Origin of the sequence: Shewanella olleyana (genome assembly GCF_023283825.1) — a bacterium.
Taxonomy (GTDB): domain Bacteria; phylum Pseudomonadota; class Gammaproteobacteria; order Enterobacterales; family Shewanellaceae; genus Shewanella; species Shewanella olleyana.
Genome location: NZ_JAKILD010000034.1, coordinates 1 through 25,749 on the forward strand (window position 1 = coordinate 1; position 25,749 = coordinate 25,749).

Below are 25,749 nucleotides of genomic sequence, written 5' to 3' on the forward strand. Positions count from 1 at the left end.
TTGAGCAGTGTTGTAAAGCTTGGAATATATTTATTCAGTGCAAAGATAGGGTAAAAAGTTTATGTACACGAGACTGGGCTAATATGGGCAAAGTCTAATGCGGATTGGTATTATATCGCTTTTGAGGCTAATTATTGAAGCCTTTAGAGTCTATATTGATAGAAAGGATATGAAGTTCAGAAGTGATCATCGTTTGCATCTTTACAATGGTACTAAAAATAATAAGGAAAATTACCTACAATCGCTACGGCTGCAAAGCCTATAGGTATTAGTCATAGAATAGGGGGGATGAATAATAAGTAGTGATGAAAGTAAACTCCATCACTTGATTGTTTGGATTGCTAGAAGTTAAAGATTCAGCTGCTTAATCTTCTCTAAGATAGGCAAGTTTGCTTCAGGGAAATCAAAACACTCTAACTCCTTACTATTTACCCATTGTACTGTTTGCCCTTCTAGACCTTGTCCAGCTCCTTCAAACTGTTTAACAAGGTGAATATCTAGCAGAACATGTTTATCAGGGTAATTATGAGAGATTTCCATGAAAGCTTCTGTAGAAGCTACATCTAAGTTAACTTCCTCTTTAAGCTCTCTAATAAGCGCTTGGGTGACTGTTTCATTTTTTTCCACCTTACCACCTGGAAATTCCCATTTGCCGCCTTGGTGAAGATGTTCTGGACGTTTAGCTAACAAAATTTGTTGTTCCGCATTTATTATGATGCCAACTGCCACATGTATTCTTTTCATTTAAAAGCATCCATCCTAGTGTTTAAAAAAGTCACCTTCATCAAAACCTTCAGTATCTAAGGTCTCATGATCAAACTCTGGCTTAACTGGAATAGCATGCTTTTCACTTGCCCAATCACCTAAATCAATTATTTTGCAGCGCTCGCTACAAAAAGGTTTGAATTTTGATTCTTGTACCCAAAGTACTTCAGCTTGGCAAATCGGACATTTTACAGAAATTGGCATAAGTGATCTCACTAATAAATATAGTGTGATCCTAAAGAATTTAGCTACAAGTAGCTAGCTTGAATTTGACTAATTTATCAGTATGTTTTTGATTTTCGAAATCGACAAAGTGGATAGCGTACCTATTTTTATGGCCACTAATGGTAGGGTAACAACCTTGAAGGTGGTTAACTTCAACTCTTATCAATGACAAAGTTTGTGGGCTATTACCTTGATAAAAGCCTTGGTGAGCTTCTGTATTTCTAAATTCTGCAGTACTTCTAGTGAGCTCTAGCAAAAGTTTAATGGGTTTAAGAATAGGTAAGAAATTATCAAGCCAAGTTCTTAGATCATCTTGCCTTTTATGCCAAGGTTTGGCTAACCAAAAGTGTAGTTGCGGTAAGTCGAAGTTACAACAGGCGCCAGGCATGCCGAACCTTTGTTTTAAAGCTGCAATAAAACGATCTTGTTTTAAGTGGCAACCAATTCTTTCATTAGTTTGCAAAGGGCCTTTAGAAGCATGAAGTTGATCGATGATGTTTTGTATCTGTACTTTATCAACATGAGGTAAAGCATGCCATTTTGTTAAAATGAGCAGTTGCTTGTCGATATCTTTGAGAATATCAGAGCGGTAATCACATCTGTCGGTTAATTCCGCTAATGAGAAAAGGGGATAAAAACTGTGGTGTTGATAGTCTGCTTCAATATGATGATTTAATTGATCAGCTAAATATTCTAGGCGTAGATAGCTTCTAGTTTTTTCATTTAACGGCTGTTCGTATATTAAATCGTTATTCATTATTTTTATCTATGCTGATGATGCTTGAGCTAAATACTTCAAATGTAATAACTGAACAGTGTTTCGTAATTCTTCGGGAGACTGTGTGTTGTCGATGACATTGTCAGCCTGTTTAAGTCTTAACTCTCTATTCATCTGTCGGTTAAGAATCTTCTCAACTTCAGTTGAATTTACCCCATCTCGCTTTGCTGTTCTAGCTATCTGTTCGTGTGGTGGAATATCCACCACTAAAGTCGTATTGACTAAACTATCTAACCCATTCTCAAATAGCAAGGGAACAATCATAATTACATAGGCTGATTTAGCATTTTCTACTGCTTTGAGCATATGACGTCTTATCAAGGGATGTAGCAAATTATTTAACCACTGTCTTTCTGTTTCATTGTTGAAAACTTTAGTACGTAATTTTGCTCGATCTAAGCAGCCACTGTCATCAATGACTTCTGGGCCAAAGTGTGAGGTTATTTCTTTTAACCCCTCTGTGCCTTTTTCAACAACTTCACGGGCAATAATATCTGCATCGACTAGCTCAATTCCTAGGTCGAAAAATTGGTTCGCGATAGTTGTTTTCCCGGAACCAATCCCTCCAGTAAGACCCACAATAAAGTCTGCCATTGATCACTCCAAAAGCTAGAGGGTACCTAAATACCAATTAATGATATCTTGACCCCATACCAGTGCAATCCAGCCGGCGATAGCTATGTATGGACCAAAAGGAATGGGGTTTTCTCTGGTTATTTTTTTGCTAATCATCATTGTTATGCCAACTACTGCGCCAACTAATGATGAAAGCAGAATAATTAAAGGAAGGAACTGCCAACCTAACCAAGCACCAAAAACCGCTAGAAGTTTAAAGTCACCATAACCCATACCTTCTTTGCCTGTTGCGAGTTTAAATAGCCAAAATACCGACCAAAGACTCAAGTAGCCTGCAGCAGCACCAATAACAGCATCTGTTGGGCTAGCATAAACACCTTTAAGGTTGATAATTAATCCTAGCCACAATATGGGTAAGGTTAATTGATCTGGCAGAAGCATTTCATTTAAATCAATACCAGTTAATGCGACTAAGATGAAGGTTAGAATTGAGGCAAATAAAAACTGCCATGTTGGACCAAAGTGCCAAGCTAACGTCGCGACTAGAAGACCCGTTATTAATTCAAATACTGGATACCTTGCGCTGATAGATGCCTTACAACTGGCACATTTACCACCGATCATTAACCAACCTATTATAGGTAAATTATGCCAAGGTTTAATGTTTGCTTTACACTTGGGACAAGCTGAACCAGGTACAACTAGGTTATATTTCTTTGGATAGATATCTATCGGTTTATTTAATCTTTTTTCCCCGACCTCTTTGACGATATCAGGGTGATATTCAAATAAATAATAATTACATTCACTTTGCCACTCACGCTTCATCATTACTGGAAAACGGTGAATAACAACGTTTAGAAAACTACCAATAGTGGCTGCAAAAATAAAACTGATTGAAATAAAGAGCCAAGGTGATTGGCTCATTGATTCAATAAAAGTACTTAAAAACTCATTCATTATTATTCTTATATATTAAATTTCTTAAGGTTATCCAACAACATTACCCATTTCGAAAATAGGTAAATACATACCAATAATTAAGCCACCCACAATGGTACCAATCACTACCATCATGATAGGTTCAATAAGACTTGATAGACCATCAACAGCATCATCAACCTGCATTTCATAAATGTTGGCAATTTTGTTGAGCATATCATCTAAGCCGCCTGACTCTTCACCAATCATCACCATTTGAATTAGCATATCAGGAAAAATTCCAGTGGTGCGCATTGCCACATTCATTTGCATCCCTGACATCACTTCTTGGCGAACTTTAAGTAATGCTCTTTTGTAAACAGCATTGCCAGATGCACCAGCTGCTGACTCTAGACCATCAATTAATGGCACACCTGCAGCAAATGTTGTTGCTAATGTACGTGCAAAGCGAGACATGGCTGCTTTGTGTAGAATATCGCCAATAGCAGGGATTTTTAATAACGCTTCATCAACACGATCTCTGAAAGTTTGCGAGTTTCTATGGGCACGTTTGAAAGCAAAAATTCCAACTACGATAGCAATTGCAAAATAATACCAAGATGATTGTAGCCACTCAGAAATGCCAATAATCATTTGAGTAAAAGCAGGCAGTTCTGCACCAAAGCCGTTGAATATCTCTTCAAATTGAGGAACAACAAATAGCAGTAATAAAACTGTTACGGCTATAGCTACCACAACAACAGCTGCTGGATAGAACATGGCTTTTTTTATCTTTGACTTTAATTGTTCCGCTTTTTCTTTGTAAACAGCAATTCGATCAAATACAGCATCTAAAGAGCCAGAGTGTTCACCAGCAGCCACCAAATCGACATATAAATCGTCAAAATATTGCCTATGAGGCCTGATTGAATCAGATAAAGGAATACCTGATTGAACATCTGTAAGAATACTTCCTAATAGCTCTCGCATTTTAGCTTTCTCATGACCCTTACCTAGTAACTCAATAGTCGTTACTAAGGGGACACCAGCAGCCAGCATAGTTGCGATTTGACGGGTAATCATCGCAATATCCATCGCGGTGATTTTTTTCTCAGACTTGAATAATGGCGTAGCTTTCTTTCTTACCCCTTTTGGGGTGACACCTTGATTCTTAAGGACGCTTCTTATTTCAGCAATTGAAGTTCCACGAAGTTCGCCAGAAGTTCTCTGGCCATCTCTGTTAACCCCTTTCCATTCAAAAGTGAATACTTTAGGTTGGAGCTTAGTGTCTTTTTTAGATTTGTTGTTTGTTCTCGGCTTTCTTCTCGCCGCTGCAGTTGCCATAAAGCAAATCCTTTTTTTTATTATGCGCAATAAAGCAATGTACTAAATGCTTTTAATGGAAAGTATAGTTCTTATCAACCAAAGCTAGTAACACGATTCACTTCAGCGATACTAGTGATGCCTTGGGTGACTTTTAATAAGCCTGATAAACGTAAATCTCGCATGCCGCTGCCCTTAGCCTGCTTGGCGATTTCAAGAGAGTTACCTCCCTCCATAATGGTTCGGGCAATTTCATCTGTCATTCGCATAACTTCGTAAATACCCACTCGGCCTTTATAACCACCAGAGCAATGTTCACAACCTATCGGTTTATAAACAGTAAAACCAGTATTAATATTTTCTTCTGTAAAACCTAAACGTTGTAATTCTTCAACTGGAACATCTTCGGGGGCTTTGCATTCAGGGCATAAGCGACGTGCGAGACGTTGAGCAATAATCAAATTTACTGAGCTAGCGATATTATAACCAGGAACACCCATATTGATTAAACGAGTTAATGTTTCAGCTGCAGAGTTGGTGTGTAAAGTCGATAACACTAAGTGACCAGTTTGTGCAGCTTTAATGGCAATTTCTGCAGTTTCTAAATCACGGATCTCACCGACCATCACTACATCAGGATCTTGACGTAAGAATGAACGTAATGCAGATGCGAAGGTTAGCCCTGCCTTTAAGTTAATATGAACTTGGTTTACGCCTTCTAAGTTAATCTCAACTGGATCTTCGGCGGTAGAAATATTGCGTTCTTCTGTATTGAGGATGTTCAAGCCTGTATATAAAGATACTGTTTTACCAGAACCAGTAGGGCCAGTCACTAGAATCATTCCTTGCGGCTTGGCTAGCATTTCTTCATAAAGTATACGTTGATCGTCTTCGTACCCCAGCTTTTCAATGCCTAACTGAGCTGATGACGAATCCAAGATACGCATTACAATTTTTTCACCCCAAATAGTAGGGAGCGTACTGACACGAAAATCAATTGATTTGGTGCGTGACAGTTTCATTTTAATGCGACCATCCTGTGGCACACGACGTTCAGCAATGTCGAGTTTAGACATGACTTTTAAACGTGCAGAAATACGACTAGAAAGGTTTACTGGCGGTTCTGATACTTCATGTAAAATACCATCGATACGGAAACGTATGCGGTAGCGCTTTTCATAAGGCTCAAAATGTAAATCTGAAGCGCCCTTACGAATCGCATCAGTGAGAATTTTATTGATGTAGATGACAATGGGTGCGTCATCACTGCTTTCTGGTTGCTCTTCTTCTTTATCTGTATCTGTTACTTCAATGCCCGCAAGGGCTTCTTCATCGATGCCGTCAAGCCCAAGGCCTGAAATATCCTCCTCAAGAATCTTTTCAAGTGCGGAATGAAGTTTATCGTCTTCAACGATAATCGCTTCGGCATGAAGACCTAGACTGAACTGAAAATCTTCTAAAGCGGCTATATTGGTTGGATCTGATGTGGCGATAAAAAGACGATTACCACGTTTGAAAATAGGTAAACACTTATGATTAGCAATGAGTTTTTTATTGAGTATTTCTTCTGGAATATTGGCTAAATCAAATTCTGCTAAGTCTAATAGAGGGGCGCCATATTCTTCATAACATAGCTCGGCAATTTCACGAGAAGAAAGTAACTTCGATTTGATAATGGTAGTTACTAAAGAAAGTTTAGATTTACGGGATTGACTAATCGCAGAGGCTACTTGATCTTCAGTTAGTAAGTTTTTACGGATGAATAATGTCGATAGTCCGAGATTAAGACCTGATGATGGCATACTGTTTTGCTCTGCTAACATAATGATATGATTTGATTATGGCACAAGTCGTTCAAGCTTCCAAAGACAAAAAAGGCAGCATATTGCTGCCTTATTTAATAGTTTTAAACTATTACGGAGCAGTACAATTTCCTGGTAGGAATTTTGCATCCAAACTTGATGTGCAGGCCCAAGCACCTGTAGCAGCGGTACGTGTAAGAGTGATATCGTTCTCATTAAATACAGTAGCGTTACCACCTTTAGTTGTGCAAACAATTGTAGTTGCTGTAGCTTCTAGATCACAGTAAGTACCTTCTTCTTCTAACTGTCCAAGAAAACCTTCATCGTCGCGGTCGTCAACATTAGGTGTCTTACCCTCATTGGTAATAATCTCAAATGCAGATTTTAAAGCTGAAACTTCAGAATATGCTCCACCAGCTTGCGATTTTACTGTGTAATCTTGATATGCAGGCAATGCGATTGCTGCAAGAATACCGATGATCGCTACTACGATCATTAATTCAATAAGAGTAAAACCCTTAGTGTTTTTGATTTGGTTGATGCTTTTCATTTTTTATCTCTCTATGTGTTGCTTCGGGTTTGTTCTAATCCATGAAACTCAACATAACTAAAGGCCCTTAGCTACGTTAACTGGTGTCCTATCACCACAATCCTTCTAGCATTAATAAACTAGTGTATTTTTATTTAATTACTTCACTTTACAGCTGTTATATCTTGACTCACCTCGTTATTGCAGACGCCTTTGCTTAACTGCATGAAAGTAACTTGGTGAGTCAGTGAATTACTTCATTGTTACAATTAAACGCTTGCTACGTTAATGTTACAGAATAGAATAGAGACTAAATATTCGCCACTTTATCTATAACGGCAACTTACAATATAACTTTACCGAAATATTGTTAATGGAGTGTTTCATTCAAAGTTGCTTTCAACAAATCATTATTCAAAGTTAATAAGTGTTATCTCTGTAACGCTTTGAAAAATCATTTGTAAAAAGTTGAATTTGAATTCGTACTCACTTGTAGTGAACGTTAGTATAAAGTTACCAGAAATGGAATAGGTTATCATCATAAAGTGTGAAAAAAGCGTAAAGTTACTGTTTTAAGGTGTTGTTACCGCTTAGTTTGTAACATTAATATGACATATAAAGCTTTTGCTGATGAATTTTTGACTGAGTTGCTCAAAAGTCAAAAATATGGCTTTGTATAAATGCGGTGTATATAGAAATATGTACTATATAAATGTGCATTATTTAATGGTAAGACCACTTGCTTAGGTTAATTTACTCGGGTTAATTTGCTCGTTTCACTTGGTTAGGAAAGCAGTAGAAGAAGGGAAGATGATTCCGACTGAGGCTAACCGAGTTAGTATTGAGTGTGATTAATTATTGAGTACTATTATCAGTGCTATTATGAATACTATTATGAGTGCTAATGTGAGTACGATTAATAGTATCTTTGGACCATCGGCTTCAGTGAGTAGATAAAGCGTTTAAGCAGTAATATAGCGCTTTAAAATGAGTGCTTTAAAAAATTTTCATGATAAATAAGGTATTGGCATTAGGTCATTTCCCAATACAAGTTCTGTCTGGCTTGCCCGCTCAATTCATCATTTTAATTAAAAACATAAAAAAGCACTCACATTGGAGTGCTTCGAAAGTCGTTTCTTATAGGCTTAGCTGAATTCTTGGCTAGAGCAATTGCAGATAATATTAGACTTATGTCTTGGACATTTGTTGTTTTTATACACTCAGATTTTTTGTCATTGCTAGAATAATAACAAACATTAAGAAAATAATGACTCAATTGCACTAAAACTAGCTCTCTAGCTCTCTAGCTCTCTAGCACTTTAGCAACTAGCAAGTGAAGCCAGCAATCTGGCATGTGTTATGACTTCAACCTTAATGATAAATCGAGTGCTTTAACATGCTTAGTTAGCGCTCCAACTGATATGTAATCCACACCCGTTTTAGCAAAATCAGCAATGGTATCGATGGTGACATTGCCAGACACTTCTAACTTGGCGCCTTTGCCTTGCTGTTTATATTGGTTATTGAGCGCGACAGCTTTAATCATCATAGTCACATCAAAGTTGTCTAGCATAATAATGTCAGAACCAGCTTCAAGTGCTTCAGTTAGCTCAGCAAGTGATTCTACTTCTACCTCTACTGGCTTTGTATTATCAAGCTTTCTTGCGGCTTTAATTGCTAAATCAATATTACCGCAAGCCATGATATGGTTTTCTTTGATTAAGAACGCATCAAACAAACCAATACGGTGATTTTTTCCGCCGCCACAAGTGACAGCATATTTTTGTGCTGTGCGTAGGCCTGGGATTGTTTTACGTGTATCGAGTAAGCGAGTATGAGTGCCAGCAAGTTTGTCGACATAATGCTTAGTTAAACTTGCAACACCAGATAAAGTCTGGATAAAGTTCATTGCTGTACGTTCGCCGGTCAAAATTGCTCGAGCGGGGCCAGATAGTTCACAAAGTACTTGGTTAGCAACGAGCAAATCACCATCGTCGACATGCCAGTGCAAAGCGACATCTCCGCCGAGTTGGTTAAATACTTGCTCTGCCCAAGCTTTACCGCAAAATACGCCTTCTTCACGGGTAATTAATACTGCTTCTGCATATTTGTCTGTAGGTATCAATTGCGCCGTAATGTCAGCGGCTAAAATATCTTGTGGAGTATGAGAAGGGGTATGACCTAGGTCTTCATCAAGAGCTGTTTTTACGGCTTGACGGATATCATTTTCAATCATGTGCTTAGTCCTTGCTATAACAGCGACATCAAGCTGGTGAGGGAAATTTGCGACCAGCTGATTATAAAACAGGTATTTGGCCAACTTTATCACAGTTGCTCTTTTAAAATATAGCGCTGAACTGATACATTTTACTGGTATATTGAACTTGTTTTGATGGAGAAATATTGTTTGTCCATTATATCTTTTTGACTACTGGACTATTTATTAACATTATGACGAAAGCTGGTTATTAACATTATGATGAAAGTTGGTTGTTAACATTATGATGAAAGTTGGTTATTAACATTATGAAGAATATGATGAAAGCTGGTTGGCATCAATCTGCCCGAATATGTCAGTCGCCACACTTTAATCAGCGGCCATTAAATGAAGTCAGTGGCTTGGTTATTCACAATATTAGTTTGCCTGCAGGCTGCTATGGTTTGCCCCATATTGATGGTTTGTTTCAAGGGTGTTTAGATGCAGCGGCTGACGAAAGTTTTAGTGAGTTAGTAGGACTTGAAGTGTCGGCACATTTTTTAATTCGCCGTGATGGTGAGCTTGTGCAATATGTCAGCTGTAATGATAGAGCCTGGCATGCAGGTGTTTCTACGTTAAATGGCCGCGAGAACTGCAATGATTTTACGATTGGTATCGAACTTGAGGGGACTGATACCGATCCGTATGCCAATGAGCAATATCAAGTTTTAGCCCAATTAACCTTGGAGTTATTTAATGAATATCCTATGCTTAAGCAGAATAAAATTGTAGGGCATTGTGATATCGCACCAGGACGCAAAACCGATCCGGGCCAGAGTTTCGATTGGCAGCGTTATCTGGGTTTATTAGTCGAATAACTGCCTTCAAAGAATTCATATTGCCAGCTTAATCTATAATTTGAAGCTGGCTGAATCATAAGTTTGAAGCTGACTGATGCATAAAAATTTTTAGCTTTCACTTCTTAGGCAGTAAACAGGAGTCTCATGGCACTATTTTCTTTATTAATTGCGATTATGGTTGAGCGACTTAAGTTGTTACCCGCAAGCTGGCAATTTGATTCTATGCTCACTAAATATCAGCGATTATTCTGGAAAGATAAAAAACTCGATTCAACCCTAGCAGTATCAGCCGTTGTATTAATTCCTGCCGTTATTACTTTTCTTTTATTATTGCTCATTGATGGTGTTTTTTATGATCTCATTACGCTTTTGTTATGGGTTACTATCGCTATTTTTTGTTTAAGCCATCAAAGCCTACGTACTAGTTTTAAAAAATACATGCTGGCAGCATGTCGTGGTGATGTGCAGGCGTGTTATCACTACGCTGAAAACCTGGATAGCAGCGAGTGTTTGGATGCCGTTGATGAAAAAGATTTAGGCCATCAAATCGGCAAAACAGTTGCTTGGGTCAATTACCGTTACTATGGCGCTGTGGCATTATTTTTAATTTGCTTTGGTCCAGTCGGCGCAGTGCTGTATTGCTCTGTGCGTTTTTATGATCAATATAGTCAACAAAACAAATTAGATATGCCGTTCATCAGTCGATTATTATTTGTACTCGACTGGCTGCCAAGTCGGGTATTTAGCTTTGGCTTTGTATTAAGTGGGCATTTCGCAGCGGGGATTTCTGAATGGCGCAAACAAGTCTTTAACCCAAACAACTCAGCTAAAAATATTGTTTCTTATACTGCACTGGCAGCAGAAACGGTTGCTGAGTCAACTTCCGCACCTGTTTGTGTGCAGCCAACATTAGCCTTACTTGCACTCAGTAAGCGTAATTTTATCCTGTTACTTACTGTGTTATCTGTTCTAACCATCTTTGGCCTAGTGAGCTAGAGTTTAGTTAGAGAGATCTTTGATAACCTTGAAAGTAATAAAGTGATTAATATTAATTAATGTACAACTAATATTAATTTGAAATAGAAAAACAGTTTTTATTTTTTAGCCATTCAATCGCTGTATTTGCTGCTAATGTTTAACAGAAAATATGACGAATTAACTGGCAGCAATTAGGTTTACTTGATTCGCAACCCTTCCGTGGTCGCGTTTAGTAAATGGTCAGACCCCTTTGAAGGTTTTTTTCGTTATGCTCTTAATCGTTTGAGAGTGGGAGCGTTTTAAACCTTCGGCTAACATCCATTCAACACTAGCCTAACTAGACATCAAATGTTTGATTTGATAAAGTGCGCTATCTCATATAAATTGGTAAGACCAATTGACAACGGAGCTGAGGGCCAAATGGCTTATAGCAAAATAACCCAGCCAAAAATTTCAGATGTGATCATGGAGCAATTAGAGCGCATGATCCTTGAAGGTAGTTTACAGCCTGGCCAGAAGTTACCGCCAGAGCGGGAACTCGCATTGCAGTTTGAAGTGTCTCGTCCTTCATTGCGTGAAGCTATACAAAAATTAGAAGCTAAAGGGCTTCTTATGCGCCGCCAAGGTGGTGGTACCTATGTAAAAGAACAACTATGGCAAAGCTTAGCCGATCCTATTGTTGAATTAATGCATAACGATTCTGAAAGTCAGTACGACTTACTTGAGTTTCGTCATGCGACAGAAGGAATGATGGCTTACTTTGCTGCGCTTCGTGGAAATGACGCGGATATGCAAAGCATTAAGCGTTCTATTAATGAAGTTGAAGCTGCTGTGAATGTGGAAGCACAAGCTGATGCCATTGTACGTTTTTACCGTGCAGTAGCTGAAGCCTCTCACAACGTGGCAATGTTACACCTAGTACTTAGTTTAACCCCTGTGTTACACAAAAACGTAGCACAGAACTTAGAGCTTCTAAGCCGTCGCGAAGAAGCATCTACAATGGCGAATGAGCACAGACGAGCATTACTCGCTGCCATCGTTCGCCGCGACCCTGATGCGGCACGTGAAGCCTCGAATGAACATTTAAGTTATATCGAGGAAGTTATGTTGTCAGTGAGGGAAGAAGACAGTCGGTTGCAGCGTAGCTTGCGCCGTTTAAAGAGCGGTGTTTGATACAAGTTATAGTGAAATTTCATTATAAATTGACCGAAACACATTAATTATCAGTATCTAGAGAAGGACAGCGACATGTCTGAAGATATGCTACAAGACTTAGATCCATTAGAAACTCAAGAGTGGGTAGATTCACTGCAAGCGGTATTAGAGCAAGAAGGCCCTGAACGTGCGCATTTTCTACTTGAACAATTAATCGATAAAGCTCGCCGCAATGGTACCCATCTACCATACAAAGCGACTACCGCTTATTTGAATACGATTCCTTCTGGCCAAGAGCCTCATATGCCTGGCAACCAGGAAATGGAACGCCGCATTCGTGCTATCGTTCGCTGGAATGCCCTTGCAATGGTATTACGTGGTTCTAAGAAAGATTTAGAGCTAGGTGGCCACATTTCTAGTTTTGCTTCTAGTGCGACTATTTATGACGTGTGTTTTAACCACTTCTTCCGCGCACCGAATGAAAAAGACGGCGGCGATTTAGTTTATTACCAAGGCCATATTGCTCCAGGTATTTACTCTCGCTCTTTCCTTGAAGGTCGTATTAGCGAAGATCAAATGAACGGTTTCCGTCAAGAAGTTGATGGCAAAGGTTTATCTTCATACCCGCATCCTAAATTAATGCCTGATTACTGGCAGTTCCCGACAGTATCTATGGGTCTTGGTCCAATTCAAGCGATTTATCAAGCTCGCTTCCTTAAGTACTTAACTGATCGCGGCTTAAAAGATTGTTCAGAGCAAACAGTATATTGTTTCCTAGGTGATGGTGAGTGTGATGAGCCTGAAACATTAGGTGCTATCGGTCTTGCTGCTCGTGAAGAATTAGATAACTTAGTCTTTATCGTTAACTGTAACTTACAGCGCCTTGATGGTCCTGTTCGTGGTAACGGTAAGATTATTCAAGAGTTAGAAGGTGAATTCCGCGGCGCTGGCTGGGAAGCTGTTAAAGTCATTTGGGGTCGCTACTGGGATCCATTACTTGCTCGTGACACTAGCGGTAAATTACTACAGTTAATGGAAGAAACCGTCGACGGTGAATACCAAAACTGTAAAGCTAAAGGCGGCGCTTATACTCGTGAGCACTTCTTTGGTAAATACCCTGAAACTGCCGAAATGGTGGCGAACATGTCAGATGATGACATTTGGCGTCTGAACCGTGGTGGTCATGATCCAGTTAAGATCTATGCAGCATTGCAACATGCTAAAAATACCAAAGGCCGTCCAACAGTAATCCTTGCTAAAACAGTGAAAGGTTACGGTATGGGTGATGCGGGTGAAGGTAAAAACATCGCGCATAACGTGAAGAAAATGGGCGTAGAGTCGCTTAAATACTTCCGCGATCGTTTCAATATCCCAATTAGCGATGATCAGTTAGAAGATATTCCTTACTATCATCCTGGTGCTGATTCAGAAGAAGTTAAATATCTTAAAGCACGCCGTGAAGCTTTACATGGTGCGATGCCTAAGCGTCTTGAGAAATTCTCACAAGATATCGAAGTGCCTTCATTAAAGATTTTCGACTCAGTGCTGAAAGGCTCTAACGGTCGTCAAATCTCTAGCACAATGTCATTTGTGCGTATTTTAACTGCGCTACTAAAAGACAAGAAAATCGGTAAGCAAATTGTACCGATCATTCCTGATGAAGCGCGTACCTTTGGTATGGAAGGCTTATTCCGTCAAGTGGGTATTTATGCTCACGAAGGACAAAAATACGAGCCACAAGATTCAGATCAAGTTGCTTACTACCGTGAAGATAAAACCGGCCAAGTATTGCAAGAAGGTATTAACGAGTTAGGTGCAATGTCATCTTGGGTTGCTGCGGCAACAAGTTACTCAGTTAACGATACCCCAATGATCCCGTTCTACATTTACTACTCAATGTTTGGTTTCCAACGTATTGGCGACATGGCATGGGCTGCAGGTGATATGCGAGCTCGTGGCTTTATGGTGGGTGGTACATCAGGTCGTACAACATTGAATGGTGAAGGTCTTCAGCATCAAGATGGTCACAGCCACGTTCTAGCTAACACTATTCCTAACTGTATTTCTTATGACCCTACTTATGGTTATGAGATTGCAGTGATTGTTCAAGACGGTATTCGTCGTATGTATGGTGAGCAGGAAGATATTTTCTACTACCTAACCACTATGAACGAAAACTACGAACAACTTGCAATGCCAGAAGGCAGCGAAGAAGGTATCGTTAAAGGTATCTACAAGCTAGAAACCCTTCAAGGTAGTGGTAAAGGTTCAGTCCAGTTAATGGGTAGTGGCACAATTTTAGAGCAAGTACGCAAAGCGGCTGTAGCATTATCGAAAGATTTCGGTATCACAACAGATGTGTTCAGTGTAACCAGCTTTAACGAGTTAACTCGTGACGGCCAAGCCGTTGAGCGTTACAACATGCTGCACCCAACTGAAACGCCAAAAGTACCATATATATCTGAAGTGTTATCGAAAGATGCACCAGCCATTGTCGCTACAGATTATATGAAGATTTACGGCGAGCAATTACGTGCTTACATCCCAACTGACTATAAAGTGCTAGGTACTGACGGTTTCGGTCGTTCAGATAGCCGTGAAAATTTACGTCACCACTTTGAAGTTGATGCTAAGTTCATTGTTATTGCTTCACTTAAGTCTCTTGTCGACCGTAACGAAATACCAGTTGATGTGCTAACAAAAGCAATCAAAGAATACGGTATTGACGTTGATAAGATCAACCCACAGTTCGCATAGAGAGAAACAAAATGGCTGAATTAAAAGAAGTTTTGGTTCCTGATATCGGTGGTGATGAAGTTCAGGTTATTGAAGTCTGTGTTGCAGTGGGTGATGAAATCGCTGCAGAAGATTCGATTCTTACAGTTGAAAGCGACAAAGCAACCATGGATATTCCAGCGCCGTTTGCTGGTACTGTAGCCGAGTTAAAAGTGGCTGTAGGCGATACTATTTCAGAAGGTAAGTTGATCGCTATGCTTAACGCAGGTGCAGCATCTGCTCCTGCTGAAGCGGCTCAACCTGCACCTGCAGCTGCGCCAGCTCCGACACCGGAAGTTGCTCCAGTTGCACCTGTTAGTGCAGCTCCAGCAGCTGGTGGTACTCAAATCATTGAAGTTGCTGTACCAGATATTGGTGACGCTGAAAACGTTGATATTATTGAAGTACTGGTGACCGTGGGTGAAACCATTGAAGCAGATACTGGCTTAATCACGTTAGAAACTGACAAAGCGACCATGGAGGTGCCAGCACCTTCAGCGGGCGTTGTGAAAGAACTTAAAGTGACTGTTGGTGATAAAGTTTCTCAAGGCTCATTAGTATTAATGCTTGAAGTAGGTGCTACAGCTCCTGCAGCTGAACAAGTTGCCACTGCTCCAGCAGAAGCACCACAAGCCGCTGCGCCTGCTGCTAGCACTGTTGAAGTTAAAGAAGTTGCAGTACCAGATATCGGTGATGCTGCTGATGTTGATGTGATTGAAGTGCTTGTTGCTGTTGGTGACATGCTTGAAGTGGATACGGGTTTAATTACCCTTGAAACTGATAAAGCAACAATGGAAGTACCAGCACCATTTGCAGGTAAGCTTGTTAGCTTAACGGTAAATGTAGGTGATAAAGTTTCTCAAGGTAGCATCATCGCGACAGTAGAAACGGTATCAGCAGCACCTGTTGCTAGTGCGCCAGTTGCGGCTCCAGCTCCTGCAGCAAGTGCACCAGCACCAGTTGCCGCGTCTCCAGCTAAAGCAGCGCCAGTACCGCACCATCCAAGTGCGGGTAGTCAGCCTAAAACAGGTGCTGTGCATGCATCACCTGCAGTTCGTCGCTTAGCGCGCGAATTTGGTGCTGACCTGACTTTAGTAAAAGGTACTGGCCGCAAGGGACGTATTCTTAAAGAAGACGTTCAAGCATTTATTAAGTATGAACTTAGCCGACCTAAAGCAACTGCAGCAACAGCTGTTGCTGGTGGTGCGGGTGGTTTGAATGTGATTGCTGCACCTAAAGTTGATTTCAGTAAGTTTGGTGAAGTGGAAGAGATTCCATTAAGCCGTATCCAGAAAATCTCTGGTCCTAACTTACATCGCAACTGGGTCACGATTCCACATGTGACACAATTTGACGAAGCTGATATCACTGAATTAGAAGCTTTCCGTAAAGAGCAGAATACACTTGCTGCGAAAAAGAAGGCTGATTACAAAATCACGCCACTCGTCTTTATGATGAAAGCGGTTGCTAAAACGTTAGCTGAGTTCCCAGTGTTTAACTCAAGCTTAAGTGCTGATGGCGAATCATTAATCCAGAAGAAATACTTCCACATTGGTGTTGCAGTTGATACACCAAATGGCTTGATGGTTCCTGTAGTACGTGATGTAGACAAGAAAGGCATTGTTGAGCTTTCACGCGAGCTGATGGATATTTCTGTTCGTGCTCGTGATGGCAAGCTTAAGTCTGCTGACATGCAAGGTAGCTGTTTTACAATCTCAAGTTTAGGTGGCATTGGTGGTACGGCGTTTACCCCAATCGTTAACTATCCTGATGTAGCTATCCTAGGTGTGTCTAAGTCTGAAATGAAGCCTAAATGGAATGGCAGTGATTTTGAGCCTAAGCTCATGTTGCCACTGTCGTTATCATACGACCATCGTGTCATCGATGGTGCAATGGCAGCGCGTTTCAGCGTGACATTATCTAGCATTCTTAGCGACATCCGTACGTTAATTTTGTAAAGGAAAAGGCTGCTCATTGTGAGCAGCCTTTTTTATCTCGTCACAGGATTGTGATCAGTATCAAACAAAGGGTAAAATGCGGCCACCTTACAAGATTTGACCACATTTTGCAGTTTGGACGGTTTTTCCGCCAACAAGAGAAAAATAGAGGAAAACATGAGTAACGAAATCAAAACTCAGGTAGTAGTACTTGGTTCAGGCCCTGCAGGCTATTCAGCAGCATTCCGAGCTGCAGATTTAGGTTTAGAAACCGTTATTGTTGAACGCTTCAGCACGTTAGGTGGTGTTTGTTTGAATGTGGGTTGTATCCCGTCAAAAGCATTATTACACGTTGCTAAAGTGATTGAAGAAGCTAAAGAAGTTGCTCACCATGGCGTTGTATTTGGTGAACCAACGATTGATTTAGAAAAATTACGTGGCTTTAAAGAAAAAGTTGTTGGCCAATTAACAGGCGGTTTAGGCGGAATGTCTAAAATGCGTAAAGTTGATGTGGTTAATGGCTACGGTAAATTCACTTCGCCAAACACCATTGAAGTACAAGGTGAAGACGGCGTTAAAGTGATCCGCTTTGAACACGCAATTATTGCTGCTGGTTCTCGTCCAATTGAACTACCGTTTATTCCACATGAAGACCCACGTATTTGGGACTCGACTGATGCACTAGAACTTAAAGAAGTTCCTGGTAAGTTGTTAGTGATGGGTGGCGGTATTATTGGCCTTGAAATGGGTACAGTTTACTCTTCAATTGGTAGTGAAATCGACGTTGTTGAAATGTTCGATCAAGTGATCCCTGCTGCAGATAAAGATATCGTTCGTATCTTCACTAAGAAGATCAAGAAGAAATTCAACTTGATGCTTGAAACCAAAGTGACAGCAGTTGAAGCGAAAGAAGACGGTATTTACGTGACAATGGAAGGCAAAAAAGCACCAGCTGAGCCTATCCGTTACGATGCTGTTCTAGTGGCAATTGGCCGTACACCAAACGGTAAATCAATTGATGCTGAAAAAGCGGGCGTAAATGTTGATGAGCGTGGCTTCATCAATGTAGATAAGCAGTTACGTACTAACGTACCTAACATCTTCGCTATCGGTGATATTGTTGGTCAACCAATGTTGGCTCATAAAGGTGTGCATGAAGGTCATGTTGCTGCTGAAGTCATTTCAGGTCTTAAGCACTTCTTCGACCCGAAAGTTATTCCTTCAATTGCTTATACTGATCCTGAAGTTGCATGGGTTGGTCTTACTGAGAAAGAAGCAAAAGAGCAAGGCGTTTCATACGAAACTGCAAGCTTCCCTTGGGCTGCTAGTGGTCGTGCAATTGCTTCAGACGCAAGTGATGGTATGACTAAGTTAATCTTCGACAAAGAAACTCATCGTGTTATTGGTGGTGCTGTTGTTGGTGTTAACGGTGGTGAATTATTAGGTGAAATTGGCCTAGCAATTGAAATGGGTTGTGATGCTGAAGATTTAGCATTAACTATTCACGCTCACCCAACATTACACGAATCAGTCGGTCTTGCTGCTGAAGTCTACGAAGGTTCAATTACTGATTTGCCTAACCCAAAAGCAAAGAAGAAAAAGTAATTTACAATTGTGACATTTTGCATGAAAGCACCCTTAGGGGTGCTTTTTTTTGCTCTAGAGTAAATTAATAATGCTATATTAAAACTACATTTGAATGACTTTTACATTCAACAGCTTGTCGTAAGTTAGTTTGTTCAAAGTTAATACTAAATCCAATAGTAATTACTGTTTAATTAAAATAGTAAGTTACTAAAACCTAAAACCTAAAACCTAAAACCTAAAAGCCTCTGCGTTGTAAATAAGTGGCCTAATTTCGCAGCCAAAACAAGCCGAAAAATTAATTGGCCCTAATATTACAATGAAACTGTATTGCTTATTGATTGATACTCTGCAGGTCTATGTCAAAGGCATCACAACAAGACGACAGTAACAGGAGCTCTATTTTAGAATGTATCGTGTTTTATTTTTGTTTGTCCTAATTGTTAACCTTACTTCTTTATTCTGCTCATTCTCTGTGATGAGTAGTGAATTTATTCAGCGTGTATTTAATAGTAAGGACGGTCTGATTAATACCGTCATCAGGGATATGCATTTTGATCATTATGGCTTCACTTGGCTGGCGACAGATGAAGGGCTGTATCGTGTCTCTAATAACTTTATTAGACGGATTGATGTCATAAATTCTGAGTCTGTTCTGGCAGAACACCGGCTTTACAGTGTGGATTCTGCAGGCGATAACCATTTGTTATTAACCACAGAGCATCGGCTATATTTATATGATATTGGTGAGCATACTTTCACAGAAGTTTATAAACCCACAGGGCAATCTGCTGATATCAATATACATTCTCCAGAATCTGTAGCGATAGCTTCTATTACTACTTATGACGGTAATAAGTTGGCGTTATTAAGTAAAGCAGGTGAGCGATTTCTATTTGATATAGAGTTAAAAAAACTGCAACCCCACACAGGGAAAAACTTACCTTCCAATTATGATTGGGTGACTCAATTATATTTGGAAGATGGCGATATTTTATACGCAGCAGAGAAAAGAATTACTTTAATCAGTCATGATCATCAGATTACTAATGTCGATTTAAATGACTCAGTTGGTGTTATTAAGGGCTTACTGCAAGATTCACAACAGAACATTTGGCTTTATTCAACTAAAGGTTTATTCAGCATTGATCTTGCTAATCAAGATGTAAAACCAATTGAGGGTAAAAACTTTTATATTGAATCCATGCTCGAAGATAGCAAGGGGCTTTTATGGATGGGAAGTCGCTCTGGGTTAATATCTTGGGATCCAATTAAAAATCAATCCATAAACTACCAAGCTGACTTAAAGCTATATGCAAACATTGATTACATTCATGCACTTGATCTCGATCTTAATGGTTTGTTATGGATTGGCGGTTCGGGTGATGGCTTAGCTTTAGCTGCTACAAAACCAGATTTCTTACTCGATAGCTATTCGCAATCACCTCCATATGAACTTAAAAATGAAATGATTTGGTCAATCTATCAACAAGATAACCACCTTTGGCTTGGAACCGATGGTGTTTTGGAGGTGATTGATTTAGACACTGATATCAGTACTGTAGTGACCCCAGATGGGATAGAGCTCAATGACAGTATTTATCAAATGATCCGTTTAGATGACATTCATTTTGCACTGATGACTACTAATGGTTTATTTGTGGTGAATAACCAGACCTTCGAAACAAGTCGATTTTCTCAATGGATAGGAGGCGAAGAGTCCCTTGAAAATAAGATTGTTTACGAGAGCTACCGAGATCCTAACAATCTTAAGCGTATTTGGTTTGTCACTTCAGAAGGCATTTACTTTTGGGATGAGGGAGCGAGCAATATTGAATTATTTACGTTTGCTGGTAATAAGTATGAACTAGATGAATTTAGAGTTATTTTTCGTGATGCAGAAAATCGTTTGTGGATAGCAGGTGAAAATACATTCGGCTATTTTGATCAACAGCAAAACTATAACGCCAAGAATGACATTTTTGGCCGTCTTGGATTAGTACCTAAAATTGTTAATCTCACACAAGCTGGTCCAGATAAATTGTGGGTAGGTACTTCACAAAATGGGTTAATGGAATTTGATGTCACCAATGAAATAGTGGTGGATCTTGATAAAAAATGGAATGTGGATTGTAACGCGCCAATGTTTGTTCAAAAAGTTGATAATAGCCATTTAATTGGATGTTCTAATTCTATTCTTAACGTTGATTTTTTGACTCAAAGCATTACCGCTTATACTCATAAAGATGGCTTTATTTCAAATGAAATCAATGAAGCCGCCATTTTTTTATCTCCATCAAAGGGGTTATACATTGGTACACCAGACGGTGCGATGCTAATAGACCCTTCTAAATTAGTGAATAGAATTGAAAATGATCAAGCTTTTTTAGAGTCCGTGTCGGTTTTTTATGAAGACAAGACTGATTTATTCCTTATTCCTGAAAAGTTGACCTCTGTTAAGCCCGGCGCAAATTTAATTAGTTTTCAAATTTCTAATCTTGATTACCTAGATGAAACGGCAATGAGCTTGCAATATCGTTTACTTAAAAGTGGCGATAAAACCAATAATTTTGTGTTACTTGAAGGTCAGTCCCAAATTAACGTAACAGGGTTAAAAGCGGGTGATTATACCCTCGAATTCAATTACAAAAACCGAAGCATATGGTCTAACCAACCGGTGCAATTTAGCTTTTCGGTTGAAGAATACTGGTGGCAATCTCAATTATTCAAAGGTTTGATCTTATTTTTTATCTTATTTTGTGCCGTGTCATTCTCACTTTACCGGTTTAGGCAAGTCGTTCGCTTTAAAAAGATGAATCAGGCTTTGATTGAAAGTGATGAACGACTTTATCAAGCATTAAAAGGAAGCGATTCCGATTTATGGGAATGGCGTGCTGAAGACAAAACCCTGTATTTGGAGAATCGGGGAGGCATTTTAGGTAAAGAGCGGCGTATCGCATGCCATATTCGTGACTTGCCTATTCATCCAGAAGATTTAGAGCGAGTGAGTCAGTCTTGGGCTGATCTAATGCAATCTAAGATAGATAAGATTGATATTGAGTACCGATACAAGCATCCAGAAAAGCAATGGCATTGGTTAAGGGTCCGAGGGCAAGCTGTCAGCAAAACTCTTGAGGGAAAATTAATCCAAGCTGTGGGGATGTATACCGATATCACACAGCAAAAATCACTCGAAAGTGAAGCATCATTGCTTGCTGAGGCTTTTGAAAATACTTCTGAGGGAATGTTGATTTTAGATTCGAGTAAACGGGTTAAAATCAGTAATGCAGCAGCGAACAACATACTATTTTCGACAGAAGAAGAACTTAATGGTGTACTTTTTTCTGATCTTATCGTTGAAAAAAACCTGCCAGTAGACATAGAAACCTTACTCGGCAAAGAATATTATTGGAGTGGTGAAAGTATTTTTGCTCGCTTTGGCGCTGATAACTGTCCTGTTCGGTTAAATATTTCAATGATGCTCAACTCACAAGGTGTTACGCAACACTATGTAGTTGTATTTTCAGATATTACTGAGCGAAAACAACATGAGTCAAATCTAAATTATCTGGCAAATTATGATATTTTAACTGGTGTTGCTAATCGGGCAATGTTCTCACGAACCCTCTCTCAAATTATCGTCACAGCCAGTCAATCTGGTGAAAAGCTTGCATTACTCTTTTTAGATTTAGACCGTTTCAAGCATGTCAACGATTCGTACGGACATAGTATGGGCGATGCTTTACTGGTTGAAACTGCAAAACGTCTGCAATCAAGTGTGGGCGAAAATCACCTTGTATGTCGTTTGGGTGGTGATGAGTTTGTTATTTTATTGAGAAATGCAGACAATGTTGATCAAATAAATGCGATCGCGGAAACCGTTCTGACAAAAATAGGCACTCCTTTTAAGTTATTGGGACGCGAACTCTTTGTATCGACTAGCATCGGTATCAGCATGTGGCCAGAAGACGCAACAGATCCTGAAACCTTAATTAAGAGTGCTGATTTAGCCCTTTATCATGCTAAAGAAGAGGGGAGAGGGAATTTTCAATATTACTCTGCAGATAGAAATGCTGAGTCACAATACCATTTGTGGATTGAGTCTGAACTTCGTACAGCATTAGAAGATAATTCGTTTGAACTATTTTATCAGCCGCAAATCGATATTTTACAAGGTGATAAATTTGTTGGAATGGAAGCATTGATCCGTTGGCAGCATCCTAGGGATGGCTTTATTCGGCCTGATATTTTTATCAAAGTCGCAGAATCATGCGGTTTAATCATTGATATCGATCGTTGGGTATTGAAGCAGGCTTGCATAGATGGAGCACGTTGGAATAATTTGTATAACGAGCCATTTCAATTATCGGTTAACGTATCCGCAGTGCAATTTAGTCAAACTGATTTTATTGATAGTTTAAAGTCAATTTTATTAGAAACGGGTATGCCTCCTAAGTCTTTAGCTATAGAGATCACTGAAGGTGTGTTAATGAAAGAGCTGCAGGTCGCTAAATCTCATTTAACTCAACTAAAGCAATTAGGCATCGAAGTCGCGATTGATGATTTTGGTACGGGTTATTCATCGTTAGCATACTTACGACATTTTGAAGTTAATACGCTAAAAATTGATCGTTCATTTTTGATTGATATCGCGACTAACGAAGCGGATCAAGCGATTGTTAGCAGTATCATTGAACTTGCAAGAAATCTTAAATTACATGTTGTAGCGGAAGGAATTGAAACCTATGAGCAAATGGAACAAGTCTTTAGCCGCGGATGTTACATTATTCAAGGTTATTATTTTGCTAAGCCAATGCCACGCAAAAAGTTAGATGCATTTATTGGCCTTGCATCGACCCCCGCGAGCAAGCACAACGAAGACGGTTAAATATAGGTTTGAAAGGTTTTATTAATGTTTGTCTTTCTTTGTTAGAATAACAGCGATAATAATATTAAAAATAGGGATATTTGTATGGGCCGTAAGATCGCACTGTTGCTTTTATTAAGCTTAGCCACAGGTTTTGTTCAAGCTAAAGAGCGGCCTTCAGTCGGTTTGGTATTAAGTGGCGGTGGAGCAAAAGGTTCAGCCCATGTTGGTGTACTCAAAATATTAGAGGAACACCGTATTCCTGTCGATTATGTCACTGGTACCAGTATCGGCTCCTATGTCGGCGGTATGTATGCGCTGGGCTATAGTGCAACAGAAATTGAAGAAATCATGCTCAGTTCCCCTTGGGCAGACGGTTATTCAGATACCATACCTCGTGAAAATCTTTCTCATCGTGATAAACAGCACCGTGATAAATTTAATATCCCAATCAATGTTGGCTATAAAAATGGTGGGCTTTCTGCACCGAGCGGCTTATTACGTGGCCAGACCATGTCGCAACTACTGCAGCATTCTACCGATTTAGTTGAACAGTTTGGTGATTTCGATGACTTAGCAATTCCCTATCGTGCAGTGGCAACTGATTTAGTGACAAGCCACGCGGTTGTATTAGAAAAAGGCAGTATCGTGAAAGCGATGCAAGCATCAGCTACCGTTCCTGGCGCTTTGCAACCCGCGGAATTAGATGGCAAGTTACTTGTTGATGGCGGGATATCCAATAACATGCCTGTTGATGTGGTTAAGGCTATGGGGGCTGATGTCGTCATTGCGATTGATATCGGTTCACCTCTAGCAACTAAAGATCAGCTAGATGGCACCATCGCTGTCCTTGAGCAACTTTCGACTATCTTAACCATGGCTACCACACAACATCAAAAAACGTTACTAGATGAAGGCGATGTCCTGATTCGACCTGCTATTGATGATTTGAGCACCACAGATTTCGAAATTATGCCACAAGCCTTAGAAGCTGGCCGAATCGCAGGTGAAGCAGCTTTGCCAATGTTGCTTCATTTAGGGATTAGTGAAACTGAATATCAAGCTTACCAAGCGAACAAAAGACATAAAAAGAACCTATTAGTTAACCAATTAAATCGCCCTGCAACCAAAATTATTTTTGTAAATAACTCTAGAGTGAGCGAAAAACTATTACGGGACACTCTTGCTCTTGACGAAGGTGACATTATTACCAAAGAGTTGCTTCAAGAAGGTATTCAACGTCTTTACTCGCTAAATAAATTCGAACGGGTGGATGCGGAATTTGAAGATACTGACGAAGGGCGTATTTTAACCCTTAATACCCGCGCCAAATCTTGGGGGCCGAACTACTTTGATGTTGGTTTTAACTGGGAAGATGACTTTACCTTAGATTCTGCTATTACCTTGAGTCTAGCCTATACCATGGGGGAATTGACAGAGAGCGGTGGTGAATGGCGTAACGAAATGGACTTAGGCTACGATAAAAGAGTTAGTACTGAGTTTTACCAACCGTTAAGCAGGGAACAAGATTTTTACAGCCGAGTGTCCTATGAGTTTGAAATTAAAAATTGGGATTTTTATGACGGAAATGATAGAGCATTTGAACTTAAAAATAGCCTTAATCAATTCGAAATAGGAATAGGCTACAACTATTCTCACGCTGGATTGATTGAGATTGGTGCTGTTGGGGAAATTGGAGATTTATCTAACAAAGCCGTTTTTGATCAAGACTTAGATTACGATTCAATTGGTGGTTATTTTGCATTCTCCTTCGACACATTAAACAGTATTAGCTTCCCAACGGAAGGGCAAAGACTGACCTTTAAGGCAACGATTCGAGATGAACGTTATAAAGGCGCTATAGAAGAAAAACCTGAAGAAGTGTCATGGCAATATGAAGCAGACTGGAAAGGTGCTTTAAAGTTGGGTAATCATGCCATTGTCGGTAAAGCTGCATTAGCGACCGTGGATGTTGATAGACAATTTAGCATTCATGTTTCAGAACTTGGTGGCTTTTTAAATTTATCGGGCTATCACAAAGGCGCATTAGCGGGGGCGCATAAAGTTTTTGGAGCGCTTATCTATCAATATGATTTAGGTCGAGATGTATTCTTATCAGATGTACCCTTATACCTTGGTACAAGTTTTGAAGCGGGTAATGTTTGGGTCTCTAAAGATGATATTGATTTAGGCGATCTAATTTACTCAGGCAGTTTATATTTAGGTACAGATACCAGTTGGGGGCCAGCAGCTTTAGGCTTTGGTTTAACAGATACAGGTGAGCAGTCATTTTACTTATTTATTGGTAAAAACTTTTAATAGCTTTAGCTATTACTCGTAAACAAAAAGGTTGTCATTAATGACAACCTCAGATTAATGACAAACCCCCACTTTTTTTAAGTGGGGGTTTTATTTTATTGGTTTATACGCATTTCACGACGTTTATTTAAAAACACATCTTGAGCAATATTGTTGGT

Annotated in this window: 17 protein-coding genes; 8 read left to right on the forward strand and 9 right to left on the reverse strand. The window is 39.7% G+C overall.

Features of this window, described 5'->3' with window-relative positions; translation table 11 throughout:
* Positions 1–348 precede the first annotated feature (348 nt).
* From mutT to nadC, 9 genes are all read right to left on the reverse strand, one after another.
* Positions 349–744 carry an 8-oxo-dGTP diphosphatase MutT gene (gene mutT, locus L2735_RS18000; RefSeq protein ID WP_248986026.1) on the reverse strand — a complete coding sequence of 132 codons (396 nt, stop codon included), beginning with the start codon at positions 742–744 and terminating at the stop codon, positions 349–351.
* A gap of 15 nt (positions 745–759) precedes the next feature.
* Positions 760–969 carry a DNA gyrase inhibitor YacG gene (gene yacG / locus L2735_RS18005; protein WP_248986027.1) on the reverse strand — a complete coding sequence of 70 codons (210 nt, stop codon included), beginning with the start codon at positions 967–969 and terminating at the stop codon, positions 760–762.
* A 40-nt stretch (positions 970–1,009) separates the two neighbouring features.
* Entirely contained in the window at positions 1,010–1,747 is a 738-nt protein-coding gene (zapD, locus tag L2735_RS18010) for a cell division protein ZapD (RefSeq protein ID WP_248986028.1), read from the reverse strand.
* Positions 1,748–1,756: 9 nt separating this feature from the next.
* Positions 1,757–2,362 carry a dephospho-CoA kinase gene (gene coaE, locus L2735_RS18015; RefSeq protein ID WP_248986029.1) on the reverse strand — a complete coding sequence of 202 codons (606 nt, stop codon included), beginning with the start codon at positions 2,360–2,362 and terminating at the stop codon, positions 1,757–1,759.
* Positions 2,363–2,377: 15 nt separating this feature from the next.
* Positions 2,378–3,304: a prepilin peptidase gene (locus tag L2735_RS18020; RefSeq protein WP_283104697.1), complete on the reverse strand. Its 927-nt coding sequence runs from the start codon at positions 3,302–3,304 to the stop codon at positions 2,378–2,380.
* A 30-nt stretch (positions 3,305–3,334) separates the two neighbouring features.
* Positions 3,335–4,609 (reverse strand): type II secretion system F family protein, encoded by a 1,275-nt coding sequence (locus tag L2735_RS18025; protein WP_248986030.1) that lies wholly within the window; start codon positions 4,607–4,609, stop codon positions 3,335–3,337.
* A 74-nt stretch (positions 4,610–4,683) separates the two neighbouring features.
* Complete coding sequence (gene pilB / locus L2735_RS18030; protein WP_248986040.1) at positions 4,684–6,390, reverse strand: type IV-A pilus assembly ATPase PilB; 1,707 nt, start codon at positions 6,388–6,390, stop codon at positions 4,684–4,686.
* Between the two features lie 112 nt (positions 6,391–6,502).
* Positions 6,503–6,940, reverse strand: coding sequence for a pilin (locus L2735_RS20065; protein ID WP_283104699.1), 438 nt, complete (start codon positions 6,938–6,940; stop codon positions 6,503–6,505).
* A gap of 1,336 nt (positions 6,941–8,276) precedes the next feature.
* Positions 8,277–9,155, reverse strand: coding sequence for a carboxylating nicotinate-nucleotide diphosphorylase (gene nadC, locus L2735_RS18045; RefSeq protein WP_248986031.1), 879 nt, complete (start codon positions 9,153–9,155; stop codon positions 8,277–8,279).
* Positions 9,156–9,454: 299 nt separating this feature from the next.
* Between nadC and ampD the strand changes: the two genes are divergently transcribed.
* The 8 genes from ampD to L2735_RS18085 all read left to right on the forward strand — a co-directional run bounded on the left by ampD (position 9,455) and on the right by L2735_RS18085 (position 25,591).
* On the forward strand, positions 9,455–9,994 hold the full coding sequence (gene ampD / locus L2735_RS18050) for a 1,6-anhydro-N-acetylmuramyl-L-alanine amidase AmpD (protein WP_428848332.1): 540 nt from the start codon (positions 9,455–9,457) through the stop codon (positions 9,992–9,994).
* Between the two features lie 126 nt (positions 9,995–10,120).
* Positions 10,121–10,972 carry a beta-lactamase regulator AmpE gene (gene ampE / locus L2735_RS18055; protein WP_248986033.1) on the forward strand — a complete coding sequence of 284 codons (852 nt, stop codon included), beginning with the start codon at positions 10,121–10,123 and terminating at the stop codon, positions 10,970–10,972.
* A gap of 402 nt (positions 10,973–11,374) precedes the next feature.
* Positions 11,375–12,127 (forward strand): pyruvate dehydrogenase complex transcriptional repressor PdhR, encoded by a 753-nt coding sequence (gene pdhR / locus L2735_RS18060; RefSeq protein WP_153913823.1) that lies wholly within the window; start codon positions 11,375–11,377, stop codon positions 12,125–12,127.
* Positions 12,128–12,202: 75 nt separating this feature from the next.
* A complete protein-coding gene (aceE, locus tag L2735_RS18065; RefSeq protein WP_248986034.1) occupies positions 12,203–14,866 on the forward strand; it encodes a pyruvate dehydrogenase (acetyl-transferring), homodimeric type in 2,664 nt (887 codons plus the stop codon).
* Positions 14,867–14,877: 11 nt separating this feature from the next.
* Positions 14,878–16,842: a dihydrolipoyllysine-residue acetyltransferase gene (aceF, locus tag L2735_RS18070; RefSeq protein ID WP_248986035.1), complete on the forward strand. Its 1,965-nt coding sequence runs from the start codon at positions 14,878–14,880 to the stop codon at positions 16,840–16,842.
* 156 nt (positions 16,843–16,998) lie between these two features.
* Entirely contained in the window at positions 16,999–18,426 is a 1,428-nt protein-coding gene (lpdA, locus tag L2735_RS18075; RefSeq protein WP_248986036.1) for a dihydrolipoyl dehydrogenase, read from the forward strand.
* 388 nt (positions 18,427–18,814) lie between these two features.
* Complete coding sequence (locus L2735_RS18080; RefSeq protein ID WP_248986037.1) at positions 18,815–23,293, forward strand: EAL domain-containing protein; 4,479 nt, start codon at positions 18,815–18,817, stop codon at positions 23,291–23,293.
* An 84-nt stretch (positions 23,294–23,377) separates the two neighbouring features.
* A complete protein-coding gene (locus tag L2735_RS18085; RefSeq protein WP_248986038.1) occupies positions 23,378–25,591 on the forward strand; it encodes a patatin-like phospholipase family protein in 2,214 nt (737 codons plus the stop codon).
* Positions 25,592–25,749: the final 158 nt, after the last annotated feature.